The following is a 22,003-nucleotide window of genomic DNA, read 5'->3' as shown; positions in this document are numbered from 1 at the left end:
CGCCACCACCCGCAAACCCAGAACCCCACCATGGCCTGCACCGGGCGTCCCCGCCGTCTCCACCGCCTCCGGCGTTCTCGGCGGGGCGCCCGCGCCGCCGTCCGGTGCCGCTGGACGCCTCCGCGTCCTCCGCCGGCACCGACGCCGTCTCCTCGGCCACCCGCCTCCTGCGCCGTCCGGTCGGCGCGGGCGCCTCCGTCCCGGCACCGGACTCGCCGGGGACCTCGCTCTCCAGGAAGGCGTCCACGGAGGACCGCCGGGCCCGCCGCCGCCCGCCACCGGAGGTCCGCTCGGCCGAGGCGGGCGCGTCGGAGGCGACCGCGGGCAGGGCAGGAGCCGGGACGGCGCCCGCACCGCCGCCGATCGGCACTTCGAGTACGTACGCGCTGCCGCTCATGCCCGGCACCTCATGCGTCTGCAGCACGCCGCCGTGGGCCCGGACGATCCCGCGCACGATCGGCTGGTGCACCGGGTCTCCGCCGGCGTACGGCCCGCGGACCTCGATCCGTACCACCTCGCCGCGCTGCGCGGCGGCCACCACCACGGTGTTGTCCAGGTAACCACCGGCGGACACGGGCGTGTTGCCCGTCGCGTCGACCCCGGCGACGTCCGCCACGAGGTGCGCCAGCGCGGTCGCGAGCCGCTGCGGGTCGACCTCGGCCTCGATGGGCGGGGCGTGCACGGCGAACTGCACCCGGCCGGGCCCGATCAGCTCGACGGCACCGTCCACACCCGCGGCGACGACTGCGTTGAGCATCACCTTCGTCCGGGTGATGTCGTCCGTGCCCGCGTCGAGCCGCTGATAGCCGAGGACGTTCTCGATCAGCTGGGTGATCCGGGAGTAGCCCGCGGACAGATGGTGGAGCACCTGGTTGGCCTCCGGCCACAGCTGGCCGGCGTCGTCGGCGGCGAGGGCCGCAAGCTCGCGGCGCAGCTCGTCGAGGGGGCCGCGCAGGGAGCCGCTGAGCAGGGTGAGCAGCTGCTCGTGCCGGCCGGACAGCGCCTCGTAGCGGTCCTTCTCCCGCTCGCCGAGCGCGGCGTACCGCTCCTCGCCGGACGCCAGCTCCTCGGCGTGCCGCTCGCGCAGCTCCTCCAGCTCGGTCACGTGCTGCTGGCGCAGAGCGGTGAGGTCGGAGGCGTGCTCCTCGGAGAGCCGCTCGATCTCCTGCGCGTGCTGCTTCTCCGCGGTGGCCTTCTCGTCGGCCAGGGCGTCGTACGGCCGTCGGTCGGTGAAGGTCATCACGGCGCCGACGAGCTGGTCACCGTCGCGCACGGGCGCGGTCGTCAGATCGACCGGTACCTTCCTGTCGCCCTTGGACCACAGCACCTGCCCGCGCACCCGGTGCTTGCGTCCGGAGCGCAGGGTGTCGGAGAGCGGCGACTCCGCGTACGGGAAGGGCGAGCCGTCGGGGCGGGAGTGCAGTACGAGGGTGTGCAGCTCCTTGCCGCCGAGTTCGCCGGCGCGGTAGCCGAGGATCTGGGCGGCGGCCGGGTTGACGAGGACGATCCGCCCGTCGGTGTCGGTGCCCACGACGCCTTCCGCCGCGGCCCGCAGGATCATCTCGGTCTGCCGCTGCGAGCGGGCCAGCTCGGCCTCGGTGTCGACGGTCCCGGACAGATCGCGTACGACGAGCATCAGCAGCTCGTCGGCGGTGTAGCCGTAACCGTCGTACGCCTGCTGCCCGTTCTCCAGGTTCGCGCTGGTGACCTCGACGGGGAACTCGTTGCCGTCCGTCCGCCGGGCGATCATCCGCGTGGGCTTGGTCCGCCCGCGCGGGTCGATGTGATCGGGCCGCCGCATGGAGCCCGGGATCAGCCTGGAGTCGAACTGGGGCAGCAGATCGAGCAGCCCGCGCCCCACCAGAGCGGTGCCCGGGGCCTCGAATGCCTCCAGGGCGATGGTGTTGGCGTTGACGACGGTCCCATTGGCGTTGACCAGGACCAACGCGTCGGGCAGCGCGTCGAGTATGGCTGCGAGGCGAGCAGCGCCTCGGGATGGCCTGCTGCTCACGAGACGCTTCCTCCCTGTTCCCGCAGTTCCCGCACCTTGCCGACCGCTCATGCCATCTTGCCAACCGGCTCGCAGCGTGTCACGCGAGGGAGTCTAAGGGCAGCGGTTGCGCCAGGGACGCCGGATGAGAGGGAGGTCGCACGACGAAGTGACGGGGAACGTGTGACCGCATGCCGTCAGCTGCGCGAGAACTTTCGCGAGACTTTTACGGGACCGGGGATTCCGCCCTGAACGGCCCACGAACCCCCGGCCGCCGACAACCGGATCGTCCCATCCCGATCCCCGATCCCCGATCCCCGATCCCCGATCACCCACTCAGGAACCCAGGTCCGGCAGGAGCGGCACCATCCCGTTCCACCGCGCGATCTCGCACCCGTCACCGCGGTCGTACGTGGCGTCCACCGGGCGTCCGGCCCAGGTGCCGGTGACATGGGCGGTCGCCGGACCGCCGTACAGCATGGTGCAGACGCTGCCCTCCGGTACCGGGGCGAACGGCTCGCTGCCCCAGTGGGTGTTCCGGTCGACGGCGGCGCAGGCGCCCCGCACGTCCGGGTGGCTGCCCGCGGCGGGGTGGCAGAACAGTTCGTACGTCCCGTCGCGCCCCGGGCCGGCATGCCGCACGGTGACGATCAGCCGGTCGCCGGAGCGGCCGGACCGGTCCTCGTCCCGGACGGGCGGCGGCGCGGAGAAGGAGGCGGGCCCGGCGGCGACGGGGGCCACGGGGGTGACGGCGACGGCGGGCGCGGCGGCGACGGCGGAGAGCGCCGTGGCGGCGAGCGCGGAGGCGGCGGCGAGGGCGACGGCGGAGCCGACGGTTCGCGAGGTGACCAGCAACATGTCCTGACCAACGCCTCAGACCGCCGGACGTTGCGCCGGGGCCCCGCCAAGGACAAGGGCTTTGCCCTGCGACCCGACTGCCTAGTACCGTGGGGGGCGGTTGGTGACAGCGCGCTCGACTGTGTCATCATCTGCAGGCACCACTCGCGCGCTCGCGTGAGAGCGATGAGAGGTAGTGCTGGAGGCGTCGCCTAGTCCGGTCTATGGCGCCGCACTGCTAATGCGGTTTGGGCCTTAAAGCCCATCGAGGGTTCAAATCCCTCCGCCTCCGCACCTGAACACCGAGGCCCCGGTCCACACGGACCGGGGCCTCGGTGTCGTTGTCCCCACTCACCCCGCCATCTGGGTGTTTTCGCAGGTCACAAGGGGTGAGGCGAATGGATTTCACATGGCGACGGCAGTCATGTAATGTTCTTCCTGTCGCCGCGAGCGGGCCAGAAGGACCGGGATCGGCAAGAAAAACAAAACAAGCACTCGTAGCTTAACGGATAGAGCATCTGACTACGGATCAGAAGGTTGCAGGTTCGAATCCTGCCGAGTGCACAAAGAAACGCCAGGTCAAGGCTCTGATCTTCCAAGTGGAGGTCAGGGCTTTTGCGTTGGCACCTTACAGAATCTCACGCGTCACCATCCGTGATCGATTGGTTACGGCTCAGCCGAGCGGTTCCATCAGCTTCTCGGAGCCCGCCATGAGCGACTGCGGGTCGGGGTGGACGTAGTGCAGAACGCCCAGGTCTGGCAGGCTCGCCATCTGGGCCCAGATCAACCAGGCTCAGCACCCGGGCCAGGACATCTACCGGCCTTACGGCCAGTCGCCGCCGTAGAGCTCGCCGGAAACGACGACTTGGCGGGCCGAGGAAAGTCGCTTGATCCGGCAGGCTTGTTTCTGATGCCCGACGTCCGGTCGGCCGTCCCACTTGAGCGAGTGGCCGAGGACCCTCCATGCCATGGTCTCAACGGATGGAACCAGCCAGCCCCTCCCGTGCCCGGGAGCGCTGACGTCGTCGAGAACGAGTTTCTCGAAAATCGGGCTCAGCGCGAGCGCAACGTCCGACGTACTGCACCGATGAGGTTCTGAGCGTCAACGCCGTACATGGCGGACTCCCGGAGAGTGTTCCAGACCCGCAGGTAGGTAGCCACGCTCTCGGTGTCGTCCAGCCACAGCTCTGCATGCCAGTCCTCGGCGATCACGAGCCTGTCATCCAGGATCCAGAAACCGTTGGCTGTCGGGATCTTGAGCGAGGCGCCGAGCGGAATGATCCCCAGCTCCACGGTGTCCATGCCGATGATGCCTGCGAGTCGATCGAGTTGGCTGGCGAGGACAGACGGAGGACAGATCAGAGCGTGTAGGGCCGCCTCCCACACCAGGGCGTGGAACTTGCGGCCTGCTTCGTACAACCACTCCTGGCGCCGCATGCGGGCGCGGACCGCAGCATCTGTGTCGCGGACCGAACCCTGAAGGTCTGCGTATCGCAGGAAGATGTGCCGTGCGTAGTCGGACGTCTGCAACATGCCAGGAACGACAGACTCCTCCCAGGCGTAGATGGCCTGGTAGCGCCCGACCTCAAGGTTCCAAGTGTCCTGCACGGGCCGGTGCCCGGCGGCCAGCTGTCGGCGCCAGGAGCGGATGCGGGACTCGAAGCCCCTCAGCCGGGCGTTCAGTTCATCGAAGACGTCCGGCTGGCCGACACCCACGGCCCAGGCCCGCAGGTCCTCGCTGGTGGCGGTCTGCTGGCCGTTCTCCAGCTTGTAGATCTTGGAGTGTGGCCAGCCGAGTCGCTGAGCCAGTTGCGTGCCGGTGAGCCGTCCTCTCGGGGCCGACAGCCGGAGTTCCCTCAAGCGCAGCCCGAGGGCCTCCCTGGCCTGCTGGAAGTCTGTGCTCACTGGTTCCGCTCGCTAGTGGTCGGCGCCGAGTTGCGCCGCGAACTCGTCGTACGGGACGGACTCGTGCACCGCTGCGTCGCGGACCTGGCAGTACCGCAAGACCTCGGCAGGCTCCGTGATGACCTCGACGTCATGGAAGGCGTCCTCGTCATCGAAGCGCAGCACGGCCACCAGCCGACTGTCGAAGATCCAGAAGTCCTCCGAGGGCAGTCGGAGCCGCTCCGCGTCCTCGCGCCACAGGTTCCGCACGTCCTCGCCCGTGGCCGCGTTGCACTTCGCATAGTCGAGCAGGAACAACTGTCCCTCGGTCGGGGGGTTGTCGATGACGCGCACACGCCCCACGTACTTGCCACTGGCCGTCTGCTGGCGGATGTTCGCGCACCACTCGCTGTTGAGGTCGCACGGGGCCGTGCCGGTGGCGAGGAACTCCGCGTACCCAGGATCCTCCCGGTCTGATGCGTAGCCCCGCCGTGTCTCCAGATGCCAAGCCGAGTGCTCGAAAGTCTCAAAGAGCCGCCCGAACTCCGCCAGGTCGATCAGCTTGGGCATGCGGGTGACCTCCTTGGGCCCGTGATTGACGAGGAGTTCACGCGGCACGACCACTGCTGCATCCCCGGGGCCGAAATGCTGGAGCTGGGCGATGTCCTGGGGGTCGGTGAGCGGTGCTCCTTGGACGATGATCTCACCAGAGCCGAGATCCTCGTGAACGGCGGGGCAGCCACCGTTCTTGCTGTCGGTGCCGTTGAAGCGCAGTCGTCGTGCCACGGTCGCCTCCCATGGTGTGGGGCCCTGTCGCCATCAGCATCACCGGCGCTGATGCGCCCGCACCACAGCGTGCACCCCCTCGCGTGAGACCACACGAGAACATTCAGCCAGACTGAGAGAACATTTGAGAACATCCGATCGCGGCCAGTAACTCCCCGTCCTTATCGTCCTGTCCATGGTCACAGCACGCGACGATGTTGATTTCTTCACAGCCGTGGAATCCCTGCGGTCGGCCCTCGATCAGGCACGCATCGTGCTGCCATCACTCGGAGTTGATGCCGGCTCGCCCACGTTTGGGCTCGTGGAACCGGGGCGCGTACGCGCCGACGTGGCCATGCGACTGGCAGAGGCGCTCCGACAAGGCGGCGACGAGTGAGCGGCACGGGTAGCCCTGACGAGGACGGCGGTCTCCCACCCCCGATGACCTTGCGGGTCTACACCGTGGACCGTGAAGGTCGCGTCACGAGCGACTCCGGCATCCACGGCTTCGAGGGCGCCGAAGCCGAGATGGCCACAAGCCTCGGGCAGGAGTTCCCTCCCTGCGCGTGCCCTTTCACCACAGGGCCAGGAGGACGGTGCGATGAGCACCCCCACCACCGACACCGCCTCTTGTCCCCGGAGTGCGCTGTCGCTCTCCGCCCCGATCACCAGGGCCCACACGTGGAGTGCCGCCAGACGGAGGACGTTCCTCTGCCTGGGGGTACCGGACTCCTGCTCGTGCGCCGCTGCACCTGCCTGTGCCACGACTACAACCGCCAGGGCTCCACCCAAGACGCCCGATCCAGCCAGGTCGCTCAGTAGCCCGCGCTGGAACGGGATCCGCAAGGCGCCCGCATCGCGCGTCCATGCCTGGACAGGCAGGCGGGGCGGGCTCGAACCGGAATGGCACGGCCTGTCTCCGAAGGAGTAGCGACCGACCCACGAGCACCCGCATGCGGGAGCCGAAGGAACTCCTCAACGCCGTCCAACCCCACCTCAAGCACCTGACTATCAACGTGCTGGACAGCGGCATGACCCTGTGGGACCGCGAGGTCGCCCTGCTGCTGCGCGACCACACGATGGTCCGCGACATGGCCGAGCGGATCCTCGGCAACGCCGTCATGTACACCATCGGCTGCATGGAGCACCCCGAGGTCCACCTCGGGGTCGGCAAGCTCGTCGACATCGGCGTTCACCAGCTCATCCTCGACACGCCGGTGTGGTGGGCCCTCTGTGACGTGTACAACGAGGGCCGCTACAAGCACCACGCCCCGTTCATCGAGCGTCGCCGCGACGGCCTGTGCCTGCGCACGGCGGACTTCCTGAAGTCCATCGGCTTCGACGTCGACGAGGAGCTGTGGGCGATCGACGGCACGGACTGCTCGCCGTGCGACAACAAGGTCCCCGACAGCCACTGAACGGTCCTACCCTGGCCCCTGTCCTCGGTCTCCCGAAGGACAGGGGCCAGCCCTTTCGAAGAGGAATCGCCTTGCCCGCACAACACGACATCGCCGCCGAGACCGAGCTGTGGGACACCTTCGCCGCGTCCGCCTTCAAGGACGACGCGGAGCCGAGCTTCTGTTGGACCCAGTACGCCGGTCACGGACCCGGCCCAGAACTACTCGGTGACCCGCGCTCCGTTCTGGAGATCGGCTGCGGCACCGGCCGCGCCCTCGCCTACCTCGCGCAGCGCGGCATCGCCGCTCGGGGCGTTGACCTCTCTCCCGTCATGGTCAAGAAGACCACCGCGAAGTGGGCCAGCAGCGGCGCGGAGTTCGTGTGCCATGAGGTCCTGGAGTACCTGAGTAGGCACGAGGACGCGTACGACGCCGTTTACTCGATCTTCGGAGCAGCCTGGTTCACCGACCCGAGCCGCCTCTTTCCGCTTGTCCGCCAGCGGCTCAACCCCGGCGGCCTCTTCGTCTTCTCGCAGCCTCCAGCTATCCCCGGCGCGTACGGGCCCCAGGGCATGTACAAAGGAGGGTTCGCTGGCAAGGCGATGTTCACCTACCGCTACAGCTACCGTTCGGCGGTGTGGGAGCGTCTACTCACCCGGGCCGGATTTGCCACGACCGACGCGGAGGTCCTTGATGCGCCTCAACCTGGCCACATCGGGACGCTCCTCGTCCGTGCTGTCGTGGCGTGACCGGATCTTGCGTAGCACTTGGCTCCCCTTCGCCGCGGTGATTCGCCCATGACCGGTCAAAATTCCCACCGGTCACTGAACCGGGGACCTCTATGGTCATCACATGACCAAAGTCTGCGTCTTCTGCGGAGGTTCGCCCCTCACGAAGGAGCACGTTCTCCCGCGCTGGCTCAAGGTCGCGCTTGACCCGACGGTTCGGCGCCACCGGTACATCCGGCTCAGTGCCGATACTGTCCGACGCCATGACGCTCCACCGCTGAACGACCAGGTCAAGGTGGTCTGTTCCAACTGCAATAGCGGCTGGATGAACCAGTTGGAGGAGAACGTCAGGAGCTTCCTGCCTGACCTGATTCGGGGAACCCCGCGCGTCATCGACGCAGAGGCACAGCGGGCGCTAGCGTCGTGGTCGCTGAAGACTGTGCTCATGTTTCAGCACACGCATCCTCCCGAGGTGCGAGGCGTGATTCCGGCGAGCGACTTCACGAGGTTCTATGAAGTCCGCGAGCCCACCCAGTCGATGCTCGGGCGCCTGGGCTTCATGAACTATCCACCTGACGACTCAGTCCCTCTTGTAGACACCTTGTGCCAGGGCTATGGGACTGCCGAGTCGGGCGGTGTTGCTTGGATCGGCACCCTCAAGATCGGCTGCATGGTGGTGCAGATCATCCGGGCGCCTGATGTAGCCGACGGCTACAACCTCGCTCCCTACGAGCCCTTGCCCTCACTGCGCCACATGTGGCCGCCGCACGACGTCATCGAGTGGCCCCTCCCACTCGCGATCCCGCAGGAGTTTATGAAGGCCTTGGCACATCCAGAGACGTTGGACGTGACCATCACCCCCACCTAGATCAGAATCGATTCCCGCTGGCAGTGCGCGGGTAGCTAGCGTCCTGTCATGGACGCTTCGCTCACATTCGAGAGCTTCTTGGAGGGCGCCAAGAAGGCCGCCCACAAGGCCATGGACGATCACGGGCGCGGTGAGTACGACGAGTTCGCTCTCCATGCTGGCGTTGCGATCGAGCGGCTGGCTAAGGCAGTCCTGGTCTCGAAGAACCCGGTCTACATCGTCGAGATGCGGGGCAGTGCTGAGATGCTCTTTCACCTCGGAGGTCACCGCACGGCGAGTAAGGTCCGAACGATCGGAGCTGTCGAGGCGATCAGTCGGGTCCGGACGCTAGGCATTCTGCCGGTCGACCGCCAGTTGGACCTCCTAAGGTGCGCTGCCGACGCTGACACAGCAGTGTTGACACGGGAGGAGCCGGAGCGCCAAGGCTTCAGGTGGGCTGAAGGACCGAACTCCCGAGGCGGTGATCCGCAACCAGGAGACCGATGGCGATGACGGCAACGACGGCGGGTGGCAGCGGCATTCGACAGCCCGGCACGGCGATCCCAAGGAAAGAGCCGACCGTCTCACCAAGGCGTGCCCGCATCTTCTAAGCTCCTGCTCCGTCGCGGGCTGATATCCCCAGTTGACTTCAATGCTGGCAGACAGACGCGGAGCGAGGCAGTCGTCGAGCCTTCCCTGTGTTGCCTGCCCGGTTGCCGTTGGGGGCGCTATGACAGGATCGGTGCCGACTCGGAGGGTCAAGGGGGACAGGGTGGGGATCTTTAATCGACGGCGCGCAGACTCGGTGGCGCTGGAGGCAGAGGCTCTCGTACAACGCATCCGGCGGGTCCCCCAGGCAGACGGGGCGATTACGCATGAGGCAGAGTCCGAGCTGCGCGAGTGCTTGGACGAGGCCGAGAGCCGCTTCGGTGACGGGCATGCCGCAACGCATCTGGCTCTGCTCCAACTGAGCGTCGGGCTGCTTCATACCGGTCGCACAGCCGACGCGGAGGCAGGGTTCCGGCGGTTGCGGAGTATCAGAGGCCGGGCCCTGACCGACCGGGCCACTCCGATCCTGCTCCGGCTGCACGCCGCCAGCCTGTCCCGACTGGGCCGCCACGAGGAAGCCGCGGGCGAGTACGAGGCCGTCGGCGGTCAGCTCGGGGAACACGTCGATGAGTTCAGCTCGGCGTGGCTCTCCGTGCGGGCCCTGCGCTCCTTCGAGCTGTGTCACCTGCGCCGCTTCGAGGAGGCCGAAGGTGATGCGCGTGCCATCATCGAGCGGAGCGTGTTCACACCCGCGCCCACAGGCCTCTTCGTGCGGTGGATCGCGACGAGCGCACTTTCCTACGCCCTCACCCGCCGAGTGCGGCCAGAGGAGGGGGAGTCGGTCGCACGCAAAGCCCTGGCGGCCATGCGGGCGCGTCAGGATGACAGAGGCGACTTGATTTTCTCTCTCGAGCAGAGCCTCGCGCACGCACTCAGCGCGCAGGGCCGCTACGCCGAGGCCCTCGACTGCGTGACCAGTGCCCGCGAGACCTACACCACCACTCGATTGTTCGACGCTGCTGAGGTCCACACGGCCGGCGTACCCACGGCCGAGGCTCTCCTGGGCCTCGGCCGCCACGACGAGGCGGCTCAGGCCGCCCGCGACACCATCACCGCTCTCTCGGAACTGTTCAGCCCTGACCACGGGTGCGTCCGCGATGCCCGAGAACTGCTGGAGTGGGCAGAGAGCGCCACGGCGTCCTGACCCGGCCTGGCAATTGATACTTGGTGCCGAGCTGCAAAGGGCGGTACCCGAGTACATCGATGACGTCCTCACTTCGACGGGGACGGGTGCGTCGATGACGACTGAGAGGGCGTTTAGGGATGGATCGTAGTGATAAGTCGCTTCTGCAGCCAACAGTCTTCGGAGTGATTCACACCTTACGTGCGCTTTCACGGCCTTCCAGGTATCGATCTGCGTGCCTGTTTGCTCCGTTTATCGGCTCTGGATTCCGTCTGGTCTAGTAATGCGATGGAAAATTCCCGCCAGTGCGGAGCTTCCAGGCATTTCAGACTGCGCGCGTTGGTGATGAATGTGGTAAAGCAGGTCGAAATACCTGTCGCGAATCAACATCAAACGCCCACTTAGAGGCGTCTCACGTGGTGATGTGATGAGCTGGGGCATCATTGCTGCTTGTGGGTGTCGATCTGTCGCAGCGGCTGGTTCCTGACGGTCTGTGGGAGCTAGTTGCTCCTGTCGTCGTTCAACTCGCCTCCGCAGGGCGGCGGGACCGCACCGTGTGACGAGCGGGCCCTCTTAGACGGCTATCGGACGGCAGGGCCACACGACGGGCCGAGCACTGAGTCTTTGGTGCGACGATCAGCACATCCGAGCACGCCAACTACCCCGGTAACCCCGGAACTTGTGGTGGCGGGCCCGGTTGGGTTTGTCGGACGCCGGTGCACGCCACCGGGGTGTCGCCGTCCTGGTCGAGGAACAGCATGAAGACCCACGGTCCATCAGCGGCCCGGATCTGGCCCAGCCGGACCGGTCGGCTGTATCGGGCAAGGCGTTGTACGGCTTGCTCCAGGCCGGACGTCTCGATGCCCTTTTGAAGGGTGTGCCTGAGTCGGCGCCCGTAGATCTTGGCGAGCGACTCGGCGGACGTCGTGCCGTCCCACACAACATAGGAAGCGCCGGCACGGAGAGCAGCGAGGGCAGCCACCGACGTCTCGTCGTCGCTGCCCAGCAACTGCAGCAACTGTTCAAGTCGGCCGCCGGCACCTGACATCGGTCGCCTTGCCCCTCTCCGACCGTGCTGAAGAGCTGCCCGCGGGATCACTAGGAGGTGGTCACGTTGCGCCACACGGTGAGGTCCACGTTGATGTACTGGCTCGGTTCGTCCCTCGCTGCGAAACCGAGCACGGTGACCAGGCCGTAGTGCCCCGAGCCGGTCTTCACACAGATCCGGGACCCCTTGCTGAGCTTGTCCTTCTCGATGCGCGTGGTGTAGCGGGTGTTGGCGCGGCAGCCGGCCAGCGAACCCGGCTCATCGGCTCCCAGCAACGCCATGGTGTTGTCGGAGCTGTTGGTGGCGACGGCATCCCCGAGGACCATGTCCTTGTCGTATCCGAAGTCCCCGTCGTAGTTCACGTCCAGGTCCTCGGGGCGTGGCGGATCGTCAGCGAAGGTCACCGTGTAACCGGCAGGAATGCTGATGTTCTTGTACTCGGAGCCCTTCGGTGCCGCCGGGGGCTTGCTGTTCGCGCCAGCGTCGGTGCTCGGCGTTCCGCCGGTGTCGGCGCTCGGCGTTGTGCCGTCGGACTGCGGCGTACCGCTCTGCTTGCTGCCCTGGGCGTTCGGCGAGCCGTCGTCGGAGTTCCGGTTCCCCATCAGGTACGCGCCACCGCCGATGAGTGCGGCGACGGCCACTACCGCGATGACGACCAGTGCGGCACGGTTCTGCCTACGGGGCTGCTGAGGCGCCGTCGGCGCCGTCGGGTAACCCCAGGGGGTCCCGGGAGCCGGGGTGTTCGGATGGCCGCCAGGGGCCCCGGGGACCGCATAGGTCGGATGCCCGGTGGCCGACGGGTAGGCATAAGCGCCCGCCGCGGCGGGAGGAACCGGGTGTGAAGGTACGGACTGAGTCGGCGGGTGAACCGGCGGTGGTGTGTGCGGGGCTGCCTGGGTCGGTGGCTGAGCCGGCGGTGGTGTGTGGGGGGCTGCCTGGGTCGGCGGGTGGACCGGTGGCGGGGTGTGCGGGGCCGCCTGGGTCGGCGGGTGGGTCGGCTGCGGCGGCGGAGTCGGGGCGGCGGCCTGGGTGAGATCGGTGGCGTAGGAGGCCGGCAACCAGCCCTCCGGGCGGAGCAGCGCCGGGTCCTGGGACGCCTGGCCGCACATCTCGATGATCCGGGCGGGGGACGGCCGTTGGGCGGGGTCCTTGCTGAGGCAGCCGGTGACGATCTCCCGCAGTTCGTCCGGCAGCTGGGACAGATCCGGAGCCTCGTGCACGATCCGGTAGAGGACGGCGTGCGAGGCACCGTCGCCGAACGCGGCGGCACCCGTCGCGGCGAAGACCGCGATCTGACCGAGCGCGAATACGTCGGTCGCCGCGGTGCAGTTCGTCCCGGCCGCCTGCTCGGGCGACATGAAGGACGGGGTGCCGACGCTGACGCCGGTGCCGGTGAGTGCGGTGGTGTCGGCGGCCCGCGCGATGCCGAAGTCGATGACGCGCGGCCCGTCGGCCGCGAGCAGCACATTGGACGGCTTGAGGTCGCGGTGGACGATGCCCGCGTGATGGATGACCTGCAGCGCCTCGGCGACGCCGGCCACGAGCCGCAGAACGGTCGCCACCGGCATCGCGCCGTGGGCGGCGACCGCCGCGTGGAGAGAAGGCCCTTGGACGTAAGCGGTGGCCAGCCACGGGTGCGGACCCTCGGTATCGCTGTCGATCACCGGGGCGGTGTAGAGGCCCTGCACCCGCTGCGCGGCCCGCACCTCCTGCTGGAACCGGCGGCGGAAGTCCGGATCCTCGGCGAACTCGGGGCGGATCACCTTGATCGCCACCGGTCGCCCGCCAGGCGTGTAGGAGAGGTACACCTTTCCCATGCCACCGGCCCCGAGCCGGGCGCTGAGCAGGTATCCGGCGACGGTACGCGGGTCGTCCTCGGCCAGCGGCCGGAACACCTCCGAACCCGTGGCCGGAGTGTTCGCTCCGTCGGCGCGCGCTGGTCGCTGCTGATGATCTGTCATGTCGTCCCCCGAGTCTGCTCCACCTACCGCTTGCGGCGTAGAGACTACCGAAGCCCGCGGCACATACACCCTCCCAGCGGACTGCACCCGGATGAACAGTCATTTGTGGCAGGTGTGCCGGTGTGGCAGGCGTGCCGGCTCGCCAGGTCCGAAGGGGCGATCCACCGAGTCGTTCGCGATCGACCGACCACGCCGTCCCCTGCGGGAGCACCCGCTTTCCGGACGTGCTCGCCGCCGTGGTGCTGCGCGCCCTGCCGACGCCGCCGGTGACCGCACTGCACGGCGATCTGCCGCGCCCGGTCGGTGATACGAGCGTCGGCCCGGTCAGTCGGGCAGGCCCAGGTCCTCGCGCATGATGCGGCGCATGGCGGTGAGCCGGGGTTCCACGGCCTTCAGGTCCAGGAGTGCCTGTTCGGCGCTTTCCCCTTCCCGTGTCAGGCCGCGATCGATGCGTTTGGCGGTGGCGTCGGCCGCGGACAGGACGACGTTCACCTCGCGGGACGCCTTGAGCACCGTCTCGGGGACGATCATCTGGGCCTCGGCGTAGCGGTCGCGGTAGTCCCTCCGGGCCTCCTCGACCTGGACCCGGTCCTCGTCGGTGTAGACCCCGTCCCGCAGCCGGTGCAGGGCGTCCTTCAGCATGGTGTGGAAGTGGCGGGAGGCCCGGTTCATCGCCGTGTAGGCGGCGCGCCGCTCCTCGAAGTGCCGTCTGCGCTCCTCGGTGTGGTGCTCCTCCGCCCGTTGGCGCTTGGCGGCCCAGGTCGTGATCAGCGGCGCGAAGAGCGTGCCGAGGACCCCGACGACGGCAGTGACCATGGCGGCTATGGCGGCACCCATGGGGCGACCCTAGCCGCACCCACCCGCTCCCGCGGCGCGCGATGGGAGGAGCACCGGTCCTCCATGGACCGGTACCCCGGTGGCCCCTTGAACAGCTGGCCCCTTGAACAGCCGCACAGCCGGGGCCTGGTCCACGAGGCGACGTCGATCCACGGGGCCTTGGTTCACGGGATGTTGGTTCGCAGGGCGTTGGTTCATGGTGCGTCGGCCTGTCGGGGACTGGGCCGGCGGCTCTGAGCCGAGGGCGTTGTCAGTGGGTTGGCCTACTCTCGGAGGTGATGGCACAGGCATGGAGATGCGCGGGGCTGCGGTGGGCCGCGGACGGCCCCGTGCTGGCGTGGGACGGGGGGCGCAGGAGCGCGCTGCCTCGGGGGAAACGGGTGGCCTTCGGGGTCCTGGACGGGGGTGTGCGGACATGTGTGGGAGCGCGCGGGCATCCCTGCCCGCTGCGGGCGGCCGTGTCGGGGCGGAGCACGGGCGCGCGGTGCGAGGAGTGCGCGCGGCTGGACCGGGCGCACTCCGTGGCCGCCGACACCGTCGCGGACGACCCCCGGCCGTACCACGTGTATCTGGCGTGGTTCGGCCCCGGCCTGGTCAAGGTCGGGATCACCGCCGAAGAACGGGGATCGGCACGCCTCCTCGAACAGGGCGCCGTCTGCTTCAGCTGGCTCGCCCTCGGCCCGCTGATGGCCGCGCGGCGCGCCGAGGAGCTGCTGCGGGCCGCGCTGCGGGTGCCCGACCGGATCCCGTACGGCGAGAAGCGGGCGGTGCGGTCGGCGCTGCCCGGCACGCCGGCTGAGCGCGCGGCCGAGATCGAGGCGTTGCACGCGCGCGCCGTGGCGCTCGAAGCCTGGCCCGAGGCGCTGGTCAGGGAGCCGTTCCGGCCCGTCGACCACGCCGTGGTGTTCGGGCTGACGGCGGGCCTTGCGGCCGCGTACGGCGAGGTGACCGAGCTGGTCGCGGGCGGTGGCGTGAGCGGTGCGCTGGTCGCCGTGGCGGGGCCCGATCTGCATCTGGCCACCGAGCGCGGGACGGTCGTCCTGGACACCCGGCTGATGACCGGATGGGAGCTGGTTCCGGCCCTGCCGGGGGCCGGCGGGCGTGGTGACGTGACCGTGCCCGTGCGCAGGTTCAAGGAGGAGGCAGGGGTACAGGACGAGCTTTTCTGAGGCGTTCCGAACCTCCTCCATCCGTACGTCCATCGGCTCCTATCCGTAACTCCATCGGCTGCACGCCCTCGCGCGGCTCGGGCTCGGCGGTGCGTGGCCGCGGGCGGTGTGCCGCGACAACGGGGTGCGGCTGCTTCGGCTGTGCGCCGAACCGGTGGCATAGGCGCAGGTCAGATGCCTCCTAGGAGTTCCCTGAGTGGCGCCTGTGGGTTTCTCAGGGAAATCACAGACACCTGAAAGGGCGCTCTCAGAGGGTCCCGTAAGGGTTGTCCACCATGACCACGACCTCGCCCCAGGGGCGCACCGAACTGCTGAGGCCGGACGGGAGCCCCGTCCGCGTGCTTGTGGTGGACGACGAGCTGTCGATCACCGAACTGCTGAGCATGGCTCTGCGATACGAGGGCTGGCAGATCCGCAGTGCGGGGGACGGGCAGGGCGCCGTCCAGGCCGCCCGCGGGTTCCGGCCCGACGCCGTCGTCCTGGACATGATGCTGCCCGACATGGACGGGCTGACCGTGCTGGGCCGACTGCGCCGCGAACTGCCGGACGTGCCGGTCCTGTTCCTGACCGCGAAGGACGCGGTGGAGGACCGGATCGCCGGGCTCACCGCGGGCGGCGACGACTATGTCACCAAGCCGTTCAGCCTGGAGGAGGTCGTCGCCCGGCTGCGCGGACTGATCCGGCGGTCCGGCGCCGCCGACCGGCGCTCCGATTCCGTGCTGGTCGTGGGTGACCTCACCCTCGACGAGGACAGTCACGAGGTCTCGCGGTCGGGTGAGAACATCCATCTCACCGCCACCGAGTTCGAGTTGCTGCGCTTCCTCATGCGCAATCCGCGCCGCGTGCTGAGCAAGGCGCAGATCCTCGACCGCGTCTGGTCCTACGACTTCGGCGGCCAGGCCAACGTCGTCGAGCTGTACATCTCCTATCTGCGCCGGAAGATCGACGCCGGGCGCGAGCCGATGATCCACACCCGGCGCGGCGCCGGTTATCTGATCAAGCCCGCCGCGTCATGAGCGGGCGCCGACGGCCGCGTACGCAGCGACGTGGGGGTCCCCCCGCTCGGGCGAAGCCGAGAGCGGGGAGGGGACAGCCGCGCACCCTGCGGACGCGGCTCGTCGTCGCATCCGTGGTGCTGATCGCCGTCGTCTGCGCGGTGATCGGCACCGTGACCACCCTGGCCCTGCGATCGCACCTGTACGAGCAGCTCGACGGTCAACTCGCCGAGGTCGGGGCGCGCGCCTCCGGCATGTTCGCCCCGCCCGGACAGGGCAAGGGCGGCCCTGTCCTGCCGAACGACCAGCTGGGCAAGGCGGTCGACCTGGGCGACTTCGTCACCCAGGGCCCGCAGCCGCAGTACACGATCGCCGCCGCGGTGGAAAGCGGCGCCGTCACCGAGGGCAAGGTCGGGCACAAGTCCGACCAAACCATGGACATGACCCCCCAGGCACTGACCGAGGCCCAGCTCGCGGCCCTCGGCGCCGTCCCCCGGGACAGCGGCATGCACACCGTGGACATCCCCGGCCTCGGCAGCTACCGCGCCCAGTACGTCACCGGCCCCAGGGGCAGCTACTACGTCGCCGTACCGACCAAGGACACCGACGACAACATCAACACCCTGATCCTCGTCGAGGTCAGCGTCACCGCCGCCGGTCTGGTCGCCGCCGGGATCGCCGGCTACGTCCTGGTCGGCGTCGCCACCCGCCCGCTGCGCAGGGTCGCCGCCACCGCCACCCGGGTCTCCGAACTGCCCCTGCACTCCGGCGAGGTGAACCTCAGCGAGCGGGTCCCGGAGTCCGAGTGCGACCCGCACACCGAGGTCGGCCGGGTCGGTGCCGCGCTCAACCGGATGCTCGACCATGTGCACGGCGCCCTGCACGCCCGCCAGCAGAGCGAGATGCGGGTACGGCAGTTCGTCGCGGACGCGAGCCACGAACTGCGCACGCCGCTCGCCTCCATCCGCGGCTACGCCGAACTGACCCGGCGCGGCCGGGAACAGGTCGGCCCCGACACCCGGCACGCGCTCGGCCGCATCGAGTCCGAGGCGGGCCGGATGACGCTGCTCGTGGAGGATCTGCTGCTGCTTGCCCGGCTCGACGCGGGCCGACCCCTACAGTTCGAACAAACCGACCTCGTCCCGCTCGTCGTGGACACCATCAGCGACGCCCGCGCGGCCGGCAAGGGCCACACCTGGCGGCTCGATCTGCCCGACGAACCGGCCCTGGTGTCCGCGGACGCGGCCCGGCTGCAACAGGTCCTGGTCAATCTGCTGGGCAACGCCCGCACCCACACCCCGCCCGGCAGCACGGTCACGGCCCGCGTGCGGCGGCACGGACCGTGGCTGTGCGTCGACGTCCAGGACGACGGCCAGGGCATCCCGGCCGACTTGCTGCCGCGTGTGTTCGAACGGTTCGCGCGAGGCGACTCCGCGCGGTCGAGATCCACCGGGTCGACCGGTCTGGGCCTGGCCATCGTGCAGGCCGTCGCGACCGCGCACGGCGGTGCCGTCACCGTGGACAGCGTCCCCGGGCGCACGGTGTTCACCGTCCACCTGCCCGCGCTTCACCCCGCGCTCTACCCCGCGCTTCACCCCGCGCCGCCCCGGCCGATCCCGGAAACGAACGGGCAGTTGCACTCACAGGCGCAACACAGCGCCACCACATGGGCGGAACAGGGCGCCTGACGAGAGTCGGGGCATGCGAACCGACTCTTCTCCCGGCACCCTGCCGGCGCGGGAGCACCTCCCGGCCGGCGACGCCGGTACGCCTGTCCTGGACGTAGTGATCCCCGTCTACAACGAGGAGAAGGACCTTGGGCCCTGTGTGCTCAGACTGCATGAGCACCTCGTGCAGACCTTCCCGTACGCGTTCCGCATCACGATCGCGGACAACGCGTCCACGGACACCACCCCGCGGGTGGCGGCCGGTCTTGCGGAGCGGATCCCCGAGGTCGTCACCTTCCGCCTGGAGCAGAAGGGCCGCGGGCGCGCCCTGCGGGCCGTGTGGTCCGCCTCCAACGCCCCGATCCTCGCGTACATGGACGTCGACCTGTCCACCGACCTCAATGCGCTGCTGCCGCTGGTGGCCCCGCTGATCTCGGGCCACTCCGACCTCGCGATCGGCTCCCGGCTGAGCCGCTCGTCACGGGTGGTGCGCGGCGCCAAGCGGGAGTTCATCAGCCGCTCGTACAACCTGATCCTGCGCGGCTCGCTGCAGGCCCGCTTCTCCGACGCGCAGTGCGGCTTCAAGGCGATCCGGCGTGATGTCGCCCAGGTGCTGCTGCCGCTGGTGGAGGACAGCGGCTGGTTCTTCGACACCGAGCTGCTGGTGCTCGCCGAGCGGGCCGGGCTGCGGATCCACGAGGTGCCGGTGGACTGGGTCGACGACCCGGACTCGACGGTGCACATCGTGCGGACGGCGACCGACGACCTCAAGGGGGTGTGGCGGGTGGGCAGGGCCCTGGCCACCGGTTCGCTGCCGCTGGACCGGCTCACCCGGCCGTTCGGCGACGACCCGCGCGACCGCGAGATCCAGGACGTGCCGAAGGGGCTGGCCCGCCAACTCGTCGGGTTCTGCGTGGTCGGCGGCCTGTCGACCCTCTTCTATCTGCTTCTCTACAGCGTCTTCCGGGAGTTCGCCGGCTCCCAGGCGGCCAACGCGCTCGCCCTGCTGGTCTCGGCCGTCGCCAACACGGCGGCCAACCGGCGGCTGACCTTCGGGGTGCGCGGTCGCGGCGGCGCCGTACGGCACCAGGCGCAGGGCCTGGTCGTCTTCGGCATCGGCCTCGTCCTGACCAGCGGCTCGCTCGCCGCCTTGGCCGCGGCCACCAGCAGCCCGGCGCACTCCACCGAACTGGCGGTGCTGATCGCCGCCAATCTCGCCGCGACCGTGCTGCGTTTCCTGCTCTTCCGCGCGTGGGTGTTCCCGGACCGGCGGGAGACCGGCCATGAGCCCGGCCGCGGGTCCGGGCACGAGTCCGGCCGCGGGTTCGGCCATGGGTCCGGCCACTTGTCCGGCTGCGAGTCCGGCCTTGGGTCCGGCCGCGGGTTCGGCCATGAGACCGGCCACTTGTCCGGCTGCGAGTCCGGCCGCGGGTCGACGGTCGTGGCGGCCCACCACCCGGCCCACCCCGGCTCCGCCGTCCCGCACCAGCCCTCCGCCAGCGCGGTCCGTCCGGGCGCTGCCGACCGGCACCCGTCCTCCGTCGACCGGCACCCGTCCTCCGTCGACCGGCACCCGTCCTCCGTCGACCGCCTCGCCCCGGGACCGCAGCCGCCCCTGCCGAGCGCCCCGCTGCCGAGGCGCCCCACACCGCACCCGCAGCAGACACAGCGAGCCCAGCAGACACACCACACCGACCCGGGGGACCCCCGATGACCACCCACTACGACCAGCCAGCCAACCAACCGGCCGGCCGGCTAACCAACCAACCGGCCGGCCAACCGACCAACCAGCCGACCGACCGGACCGGACCCGGCCCTTGGGGCCCGCCGCACTCCGCTCCCCCGCCGGGGAGCCCGGCCGCGGCCCCCGCCCCCGAGCCGGGTGAGCCGAAGCGGCCCTTCGCCCGCAGACTGTGGCGCGGACGCGCAGAGGACCCGCGCTGGGCGCGCCCGGCCTTCCTCGGCCTGCTGCTCGCCACCGCGCTGCTGTACCTGTACAACCTGAGCGCCTCCGGCTACGCCAACTCCTTCTACTCGGCGGCCGTTCAGGCGGGCAGCACGTCCTGGAAGGCGTTCTTCTTCGGTTCGCTGGACGGGGGCAACGCCATCACCGTCGACAAGCCCTCGGCCTTCCTGTGGCCGATGGAGCTGTCGGTGCGGATCTTCGGCCTGAACTCCTGGGCGATCCTCACCCCCGAGGTGCTGATGGGCGTCGGCACCGTCGCCGTCGTCTACACCGCGGTGCGGCGCCGGTTCAGTCCGGTGGCCGGTCTGATCGCGGGCGTGGTGCTCGCGCTCACCCCGGTCGCCGCGCTGATGTTCCGGTTCAACAACCCGGACGCGATGCTGGCCCTGCTGATGGCGCTGGCCTGCTACTGCGTGATGCGCGCCGTGGAGGACGGGCGGACCCGCTGGCTGGTGTGGGCGGGCGTCGCCATCGGCTTCGCCTTCCTCGCCAAGACGCTGCAGGCATTTCTGATCCTGCCGCCGCTGGCGGTCGTGTACGCGGTCTGCGCCCCGGTGCGGCTGCGCAGGCGGTTCGCCCAACTGGCCCTCGCCACGGTGGCGATGGTCGTCGCGGGCGGCTGGTGGGTGGCGATCGTGGAGCTGTGGCCCGCCTCGTCCCGCCCGTACATCGGCGGCTCGCAGAACAACTCTTTCCTTGAGCTGACCTTCGGCTACAACGGCCTCGGGCGGCTGAACGGCGAGGAGACCGGCAGCGTCGGCGGCGGCGGCGGCCCGGGCGGCACCGGTCAATGGGGCGAGACCGGCTGGGACCGGATGTTCAACGCCGAGATCGGCAGCCAGGTCTCGTGGCTGATCCCGGCCGCGCTGATCCTGCTCGTCGCCGCCTTGTGGGCCACCCGGCGGGCCCGGCGCGCCTCGGTGACCCGGGCCGCGTTCCTGGTCTGGGGCGGCTCGTTGCTGATGACCATGATCGTCTTCAGCTATATGGCGGGCATCTTCCACCAGTACTACACGGTCGCCCTCGCCCCCTACCTCGCGGCCGTGATCGGCATGGGCGCCGGTCTGCTGTGGGAACGGCGGGCCGAGACCTGGGCGTCGATCGCCCTCGCGGCCTCCGTGGTGGCGTCCGCCGCCTGGGGCTACGTCCTGCTCAACCGCACTCCGGACTATCTGCCCTGGCTGCGGTGGCTGGTCCTGATCGGCGGCCTGACCGCCGCGCTGGGCCTGGTCTTCGCGGGCCGGGCGCCGCGTCGGCTGGCCCTCGGGGCGGCGGCCGTGGGCCTCGTCGCCGCGCTGGCCGGGCCGACCGCGTACACCCTGAGCACGGTCGACTCCGCGCACACCGGCTCCATTCCGACGGCCGGTCCGGCGGGCGCGAGCATGATGGGCTTCGGCGGCGGCCGTCCCGGAGGCGGCGGCATGCCCGGCGGATTCGGCGACGGGATGCCGGGCCAGAACCAGCAGAACGGCAACGGCGGCACGCCGGGCGGCCAGGGGCAGCAGAACGGCAACGGCGGCTTCCCCGGCGGCGGCAACGGTGGCTTCCCGGGTGGCGGCAACGGTGGCTTCCCGGGTGGCGGCACGCCCGGCCAGAACCAGCAGAACGGCAACGGCGGTGTGCAGGGTGGCCAGAACCAGCCGAACGGCAACGGCTTCCCGGGCGTCGGCGAGGGCGGCCGGATGGGCGGCGGTGGCGCGGGCGGCCTGCTCGACGGCGCCAAGGTCGGCTCCGCGGCCAAGAAACTGCTGGAGGCGGACGCCGGGAGCTACACCTGGGTCGCCGCGTCCATCGGCTCCCAGAACGCCGCGAGCTACCAACTGGCCACCGGCGAGCCGGTGATGGCGATCGGCGGCTTCAACGGCACCGACCCGTCCCCGACGCTCGCGCAGTTCAAGCAGTACGTGGCGGACGGGAAGATCCACTACTTCATCGCCGGCGGCGGTATGGGCGGTGGCATGGGCGGCGACAGCGGCACCGCCTCCCAGATCACCTCGTGGGTCGAGAGCAACTTCAAGAAGGTGACGGTCGGTTCGGCCACCTTCTACGACCTCACGCAGCGGTCGAGCGACAGCTGAGGGGCCGTAGGACGGGGCGGGGGGGGGGGGGGGGCGCGGGGGCCCCCCCCCCCCCCCCCCCCCCCCCCCCCCCCACACCCCCCCCCCCCCCCCCAAGAAAAA

General features: G+C 69.7%; 18 protein-coding genes and 2 tRNA genes. 13 read left to right on the top strand and 7 right to left on the bottom strand.

The window, feature by feature from the left end; all coding sequences use genetic code 11:
* Window positions 1-2,011: PAS domain-containing protein (locus ACWEKM_RS38590; RefSeq protein ID WP_451625955.1), on the bottom strand; the 2,011-nt coding region annotated here is incomplete at its 3' end.
* A 315-nt stretch (window positions 2,012-2,326) separates the two neighbouring features.
* Window positions 2,327-2,848: an SSI family serine proteinase inhibitor gene (locus ACWEKM_RS38585; RefSeq protein WP_451625954.1), complete on the bottom strand. Its 522-nt coding sequence runs from the start codon at window positions 2,846-2,848 to the stop codon at window positions 2,327-2,329.
* 180 nt (window positions 2,849-3,028) lie between these two features.
* Here ACWEKM_RS38585 and ACWEKM_RS38580 point away from each other — a divergent pair.
* A tRNA-Ser gene (locus ACWEKM_RS38580) sits at window positions 3,029-3,119 on the top strand.
* Between the two features lie 199 nt (window positions 3,120-3,318).
* Window positions 3,319-3,391 (top strand) — tRNA-Arg (locus tag ACWEKM_RS38575).
* Window positions 3,392-3,880: 489 nt separating this feature from the next.
* On the opposite strand, the gene ACWEKM_RS38570 is transcribed toward ACWEKM_RS38575, so the two are convergent.
* Complete coding sequence (locus ACWEKM_RS38570) at window positions 3,881-4,732, bottom strand: helix-turn-helix domain-containing protein (RefSeq protein ID WP_451625953.1); 852 nt, start codon at window positions 4,730-4,732, stop codon at window positions 3,881-3,883.
* 12 nt (window positions 4,733-4,744) lie between these two features.
* Entirely contained in the window at window positions 4,745-5,497 is a 753-nt protein-coding gene (locus ACWEKM_RS38565; protein ID WP_451625952.1) for a DUF6879 family protein, read from the bottom strand.
* 175 nt (window positions 5,498-5,672) lie between these two features.
* Between ACWEKM_RS38565 and ACWEKM_RS38560 the strand changes: the two genes are divergently transcribed.
* The 6 genes from ACWEKM_RS38560 (at window position 5,673) to ACWEKM_RS38535 (ending at window position 10,201) form a co-directional block, all read left to right on the top strand.
* On the top strand, window positions 5,673-5,873 hold the full coding sequence (locus ACWEKM_RS38560) for a hypothetical protein (protein ID WP_451625951.1): 201 nt from the start codon (window positions 5,673-5,675) through the stop codon (window positions 5,871-5,873).
* 556 nt (window positions 5,874-6,429) lie between these two features.
* Complete coding sequence (locus ACWEKM_RS38555) at window positions 6,430-6,894, top strand: hypothetical protein (protein ID WP_451625950.1); 465 nt, start codon at window positions 6,430-6,432, stop codon at window positions 6,892-6,894.
* 71 nt (window positions 6,895-6,965) lie between these two features.
* A complete protein-coding gene (locus ACWEKM_RS38550) occupies window positions 6,966-7,622 on the top strand; it encodes a class I SAM-dependent methyltransferase (protein WP_451625949.1) in 657 nt (218 codons plus the stop codon).
* Between the two features lie 103 nt (window positions 7,623-7,725).
* On the top strand, window positions 7,726-8,469 hold the full coding sequence (locus ACWEKM_RS38545; RefSeq protein WP_451625948.1) for a hypothetical protein: 744 nt from the start codon (window positions 7,726-7,728) through the stop codon (window positions 8,467-8,469).
* 48 nt (window positions 8,470-8,517) lie between these two features.
* Complete coding sequence (locus ACWEKM_RS38540) at window positions 8,518-8,961, top strand: hypothetical protein (protein WP_451625947.1); 444 nt, start codon at window positions 8,518-8,520, stop codon at window positions 8,959-8,961.
* Window positions 8,962-9,475: 514 nt separating this feature from the next.
* Window positions 9,476-10,201 carry a hypothetical protein gene (locus ACWEKM_RS38535; protein ID WP_451625946.1) on the top strand — a complete coding sequence of 242 codons (726 nt, stop codon included), beginning with the start codon at window positions 9,476-9,478 and terminating at the stop codon, window positions 10,199-10,201.
* Window positions 10,202-10,838: 637 nt separating this feature from the next.
* Here ACWEKM_RS38535 and ACWEKM_RS38530 read toward each other — a convergent pair.
* From ACWEKM_RS38530 to ACWEKM_RS38520, 3 genes are all read right to left on the bottom strand, one after another.
* Complete coding sequence (locus tag ACWEKM_RS38530) at window positions 10,839-11,228, bottom strand: hypothetical protein (RefSeq protein ID WP_451625945.1); 390 nt, start codon at window positions 11,226-11,228, stop codon at window positions 10,839-10,841.
* A gap of 50 nt (window positions 11,229-11,278) precedes the next feature.
* Window positions 11,279-13,189, bottom strand: a complete 1,911-nt coding sequence (locus ACWEKM_RS38525) for a serine/threonine-protein kinase (protein WP_451625944.1) — start codon at window positions 13,187-13,189, stop codon at window positions 11,279-11,281.
* 324 nt (window positions 13,190-13,513) lie between these two features.
* Window positions 13,514-14,026: a hypothetical protein gene (locus ACWEKM_RS38520; RefSeq protein ID WP_451625943.1), complete on the bottom strand. Its 513-nt coding sequence runs from the start codon at window positions 14,024-14,026 to the stop codon at window positions 13,514-13,516.
* 278 nt (window positions 14,027-14,304) lie between these two features.
* On the opposite strand from ACWEKM_RS38520, the gene ACWEKM_RS38515 reads away from it, so the two are divergent.
* The 5 genes from ACWEKM_RS38515 to ACWEKM_RS38495 all read left to right on the top strand — a co-directional run bounded on the left by ACWEKM_RS38515 (window position 14,305) and on the right by ACWEKM_RS38495 (window position 21,901).
* Window positions 14,305-15,195: a DUF2797 domain-containing protein gene (locus ACWEKM_RS38515; RefSeq protein ID WP_451625942.1), complete on the top strand. Its 891-nt coding sequence runs from the start codon at window positions 14,305-14,307 to the stop codon at window positions 15,193-15,195.
* A gap of 275 nt (window positions 15,196-15,470) precedes the next feature.
* On the top strand, window positions 15,471-16,211 hold the full coding sequence (locus ACWEKM_RS38510) for a response regulator transcription factor (RefSeq protein ID WP_451625941.1): 741 nt from the start codon (window positions 15,471-15,473) through the stop codon (window positions 16,209-16,211).
* Entirely contained in the window at window positions 16,208-17,878 is a 1,671-nt protein-coding gene (locus tag ACWEKM_RS38505; RefSeq protein ID WP_451625940.1) for an ATP-binding protein, read from the top strand. Before ACWEKM_RS38510 ends, ACWEKM_RS38505 begins: the two co-directional genes overlap by 4 nt.
* A 13-nt stretch (window positions 17,879-17,891) precedes the next feature.
* Window positions 17,892-19,571, top strand: coding sequence for a glycosyltransferase (locus ACWEKM_RS38500; protein ID WP_451625939.1), 1,680 nt, complete (start codon window positions 17,892-17,894; stop codon window positions 19,569-19,571).
* Entirely contained in the window at window positions 19,568-21,901 is a 2,334-nt protein-coding gene (locus tag ACWEKM_RS38495; protein WP_451625938.1) for a glycosyltransferase family 39 protein, read from the top strand. The genes ACWEKM_RS38500 and ACWEKM_RS38495 overlap by 4 nt, the downstream gene beginning before the upstream one ends.
* The last annotated feature ends 102 nt before the right edge of the window (window positions 21,902-22,003 follow it).

The sequence above is a fragment of the Streptomyces sp. NPDC004752 genome (assembly GCF_053601275.1).
This window is presented reverse-complemented; position numbering and strand designations above follow the sequence as displayed.

Excerpts from the sequence above, each read along its gene's own strand:
- ACWEKM_RS38515 (WP_451625942.1), top strand. The coding sequence starts at position 14,305 with ATGGCACAGGCATGGAGATGCGCGGGGCTGCGGTGGGCCGCGGACGGC.
- ACWEKM_RS38530 (WP_451625945.1), bottom strand. The coding sequence starts at position 11,228 with ATGTCAGGTGCCGGCGGCCGACTTGAACAGTTGCTGCAGTTGCTGGGC.
- ACWEKM_RS38495 (WP_451625938.1), top strand. The coding sequence starts at position 19,568 with ATGACCACCCACTACGACCAGCCAGCCAACCAACCGGCCGGCCGGCTA.
- ACWEKM_RS38545 (WP_451625948.1), top strand. The coding sequence starts at position 7,726 with ATGACCAAAGTCTGCGTCTTCTGCGGAGGTTCGCCCCTCACGAAGGAG.
- ACWEKM_RS38525 (WP_451625944.1), bottom strand. The coding sequence starts at position 13,189 with ATGACAGATCATCAGCAGCGACCAGCGCGCGCCGACGGAGCGAACACT.
- ACWEKM_RS38555 (WP_451625950.1), top strand. The coding sequence starts at position 6,430 with ATGCGGGAGCCGAAGGAACTCCTCAACGCCGTCCAACCCCACCTCAAG.
- ACWEKM_RS38505 (WP_451625940.1), top strand. The coding sequence starts at position 16,208 with ATGAGCGGGCGCCGACGGCCGCGTACGCAGCGACGTGGGGGTCCCCCC.
- ACWEKM_RS38540 (WP_451625947.1), top strand. The coding sequence starts at position 8,518 with ATGGACGCTTCGCTCACATTCGAGAGCTTCTTGGAGGGCGCCAAGAAG.
- ACWEKM_RS38585 (WP_451625954.1), bottom strand. The coding sequence starts at position 2,848 with ATGTTGCTGGTCACCTCGCGAACCGTCGGCTCCGCCGTCGCCCTCGCC.
- ACWEKM_RS38520 (WP_451625943.1), bottom strand. The coding sequence starts at position 14,026 with ATGGGTGCCGCCATAGCCGCCATGGTCACTGCCGTCGTCGGGGTCCTC.
- ACWEKM_RS38560 (WP_451625951.1), top strand. The coding sequence starts at position 5,673 with ATGGTCACAGCACGCGACGATGTTGATTTCTTCACAGCCGTGGAATCC.
- ACWEKM_RS38500 (WP_451625939.1), top strand. The coding sequence starts at position 17,892 with ATGCGAACCGACTCTTCTCCCGGCACCCTGCCGGCGCGGGAGCACCTC.
- ACWEKM_RS38510 (WP_451625941.1), top strand. The coding sequence starts at position 15,471 with ATGACCACGACCTCGCCCCAGGGGCGCACCGAACTGCTGAGGCCGGAC.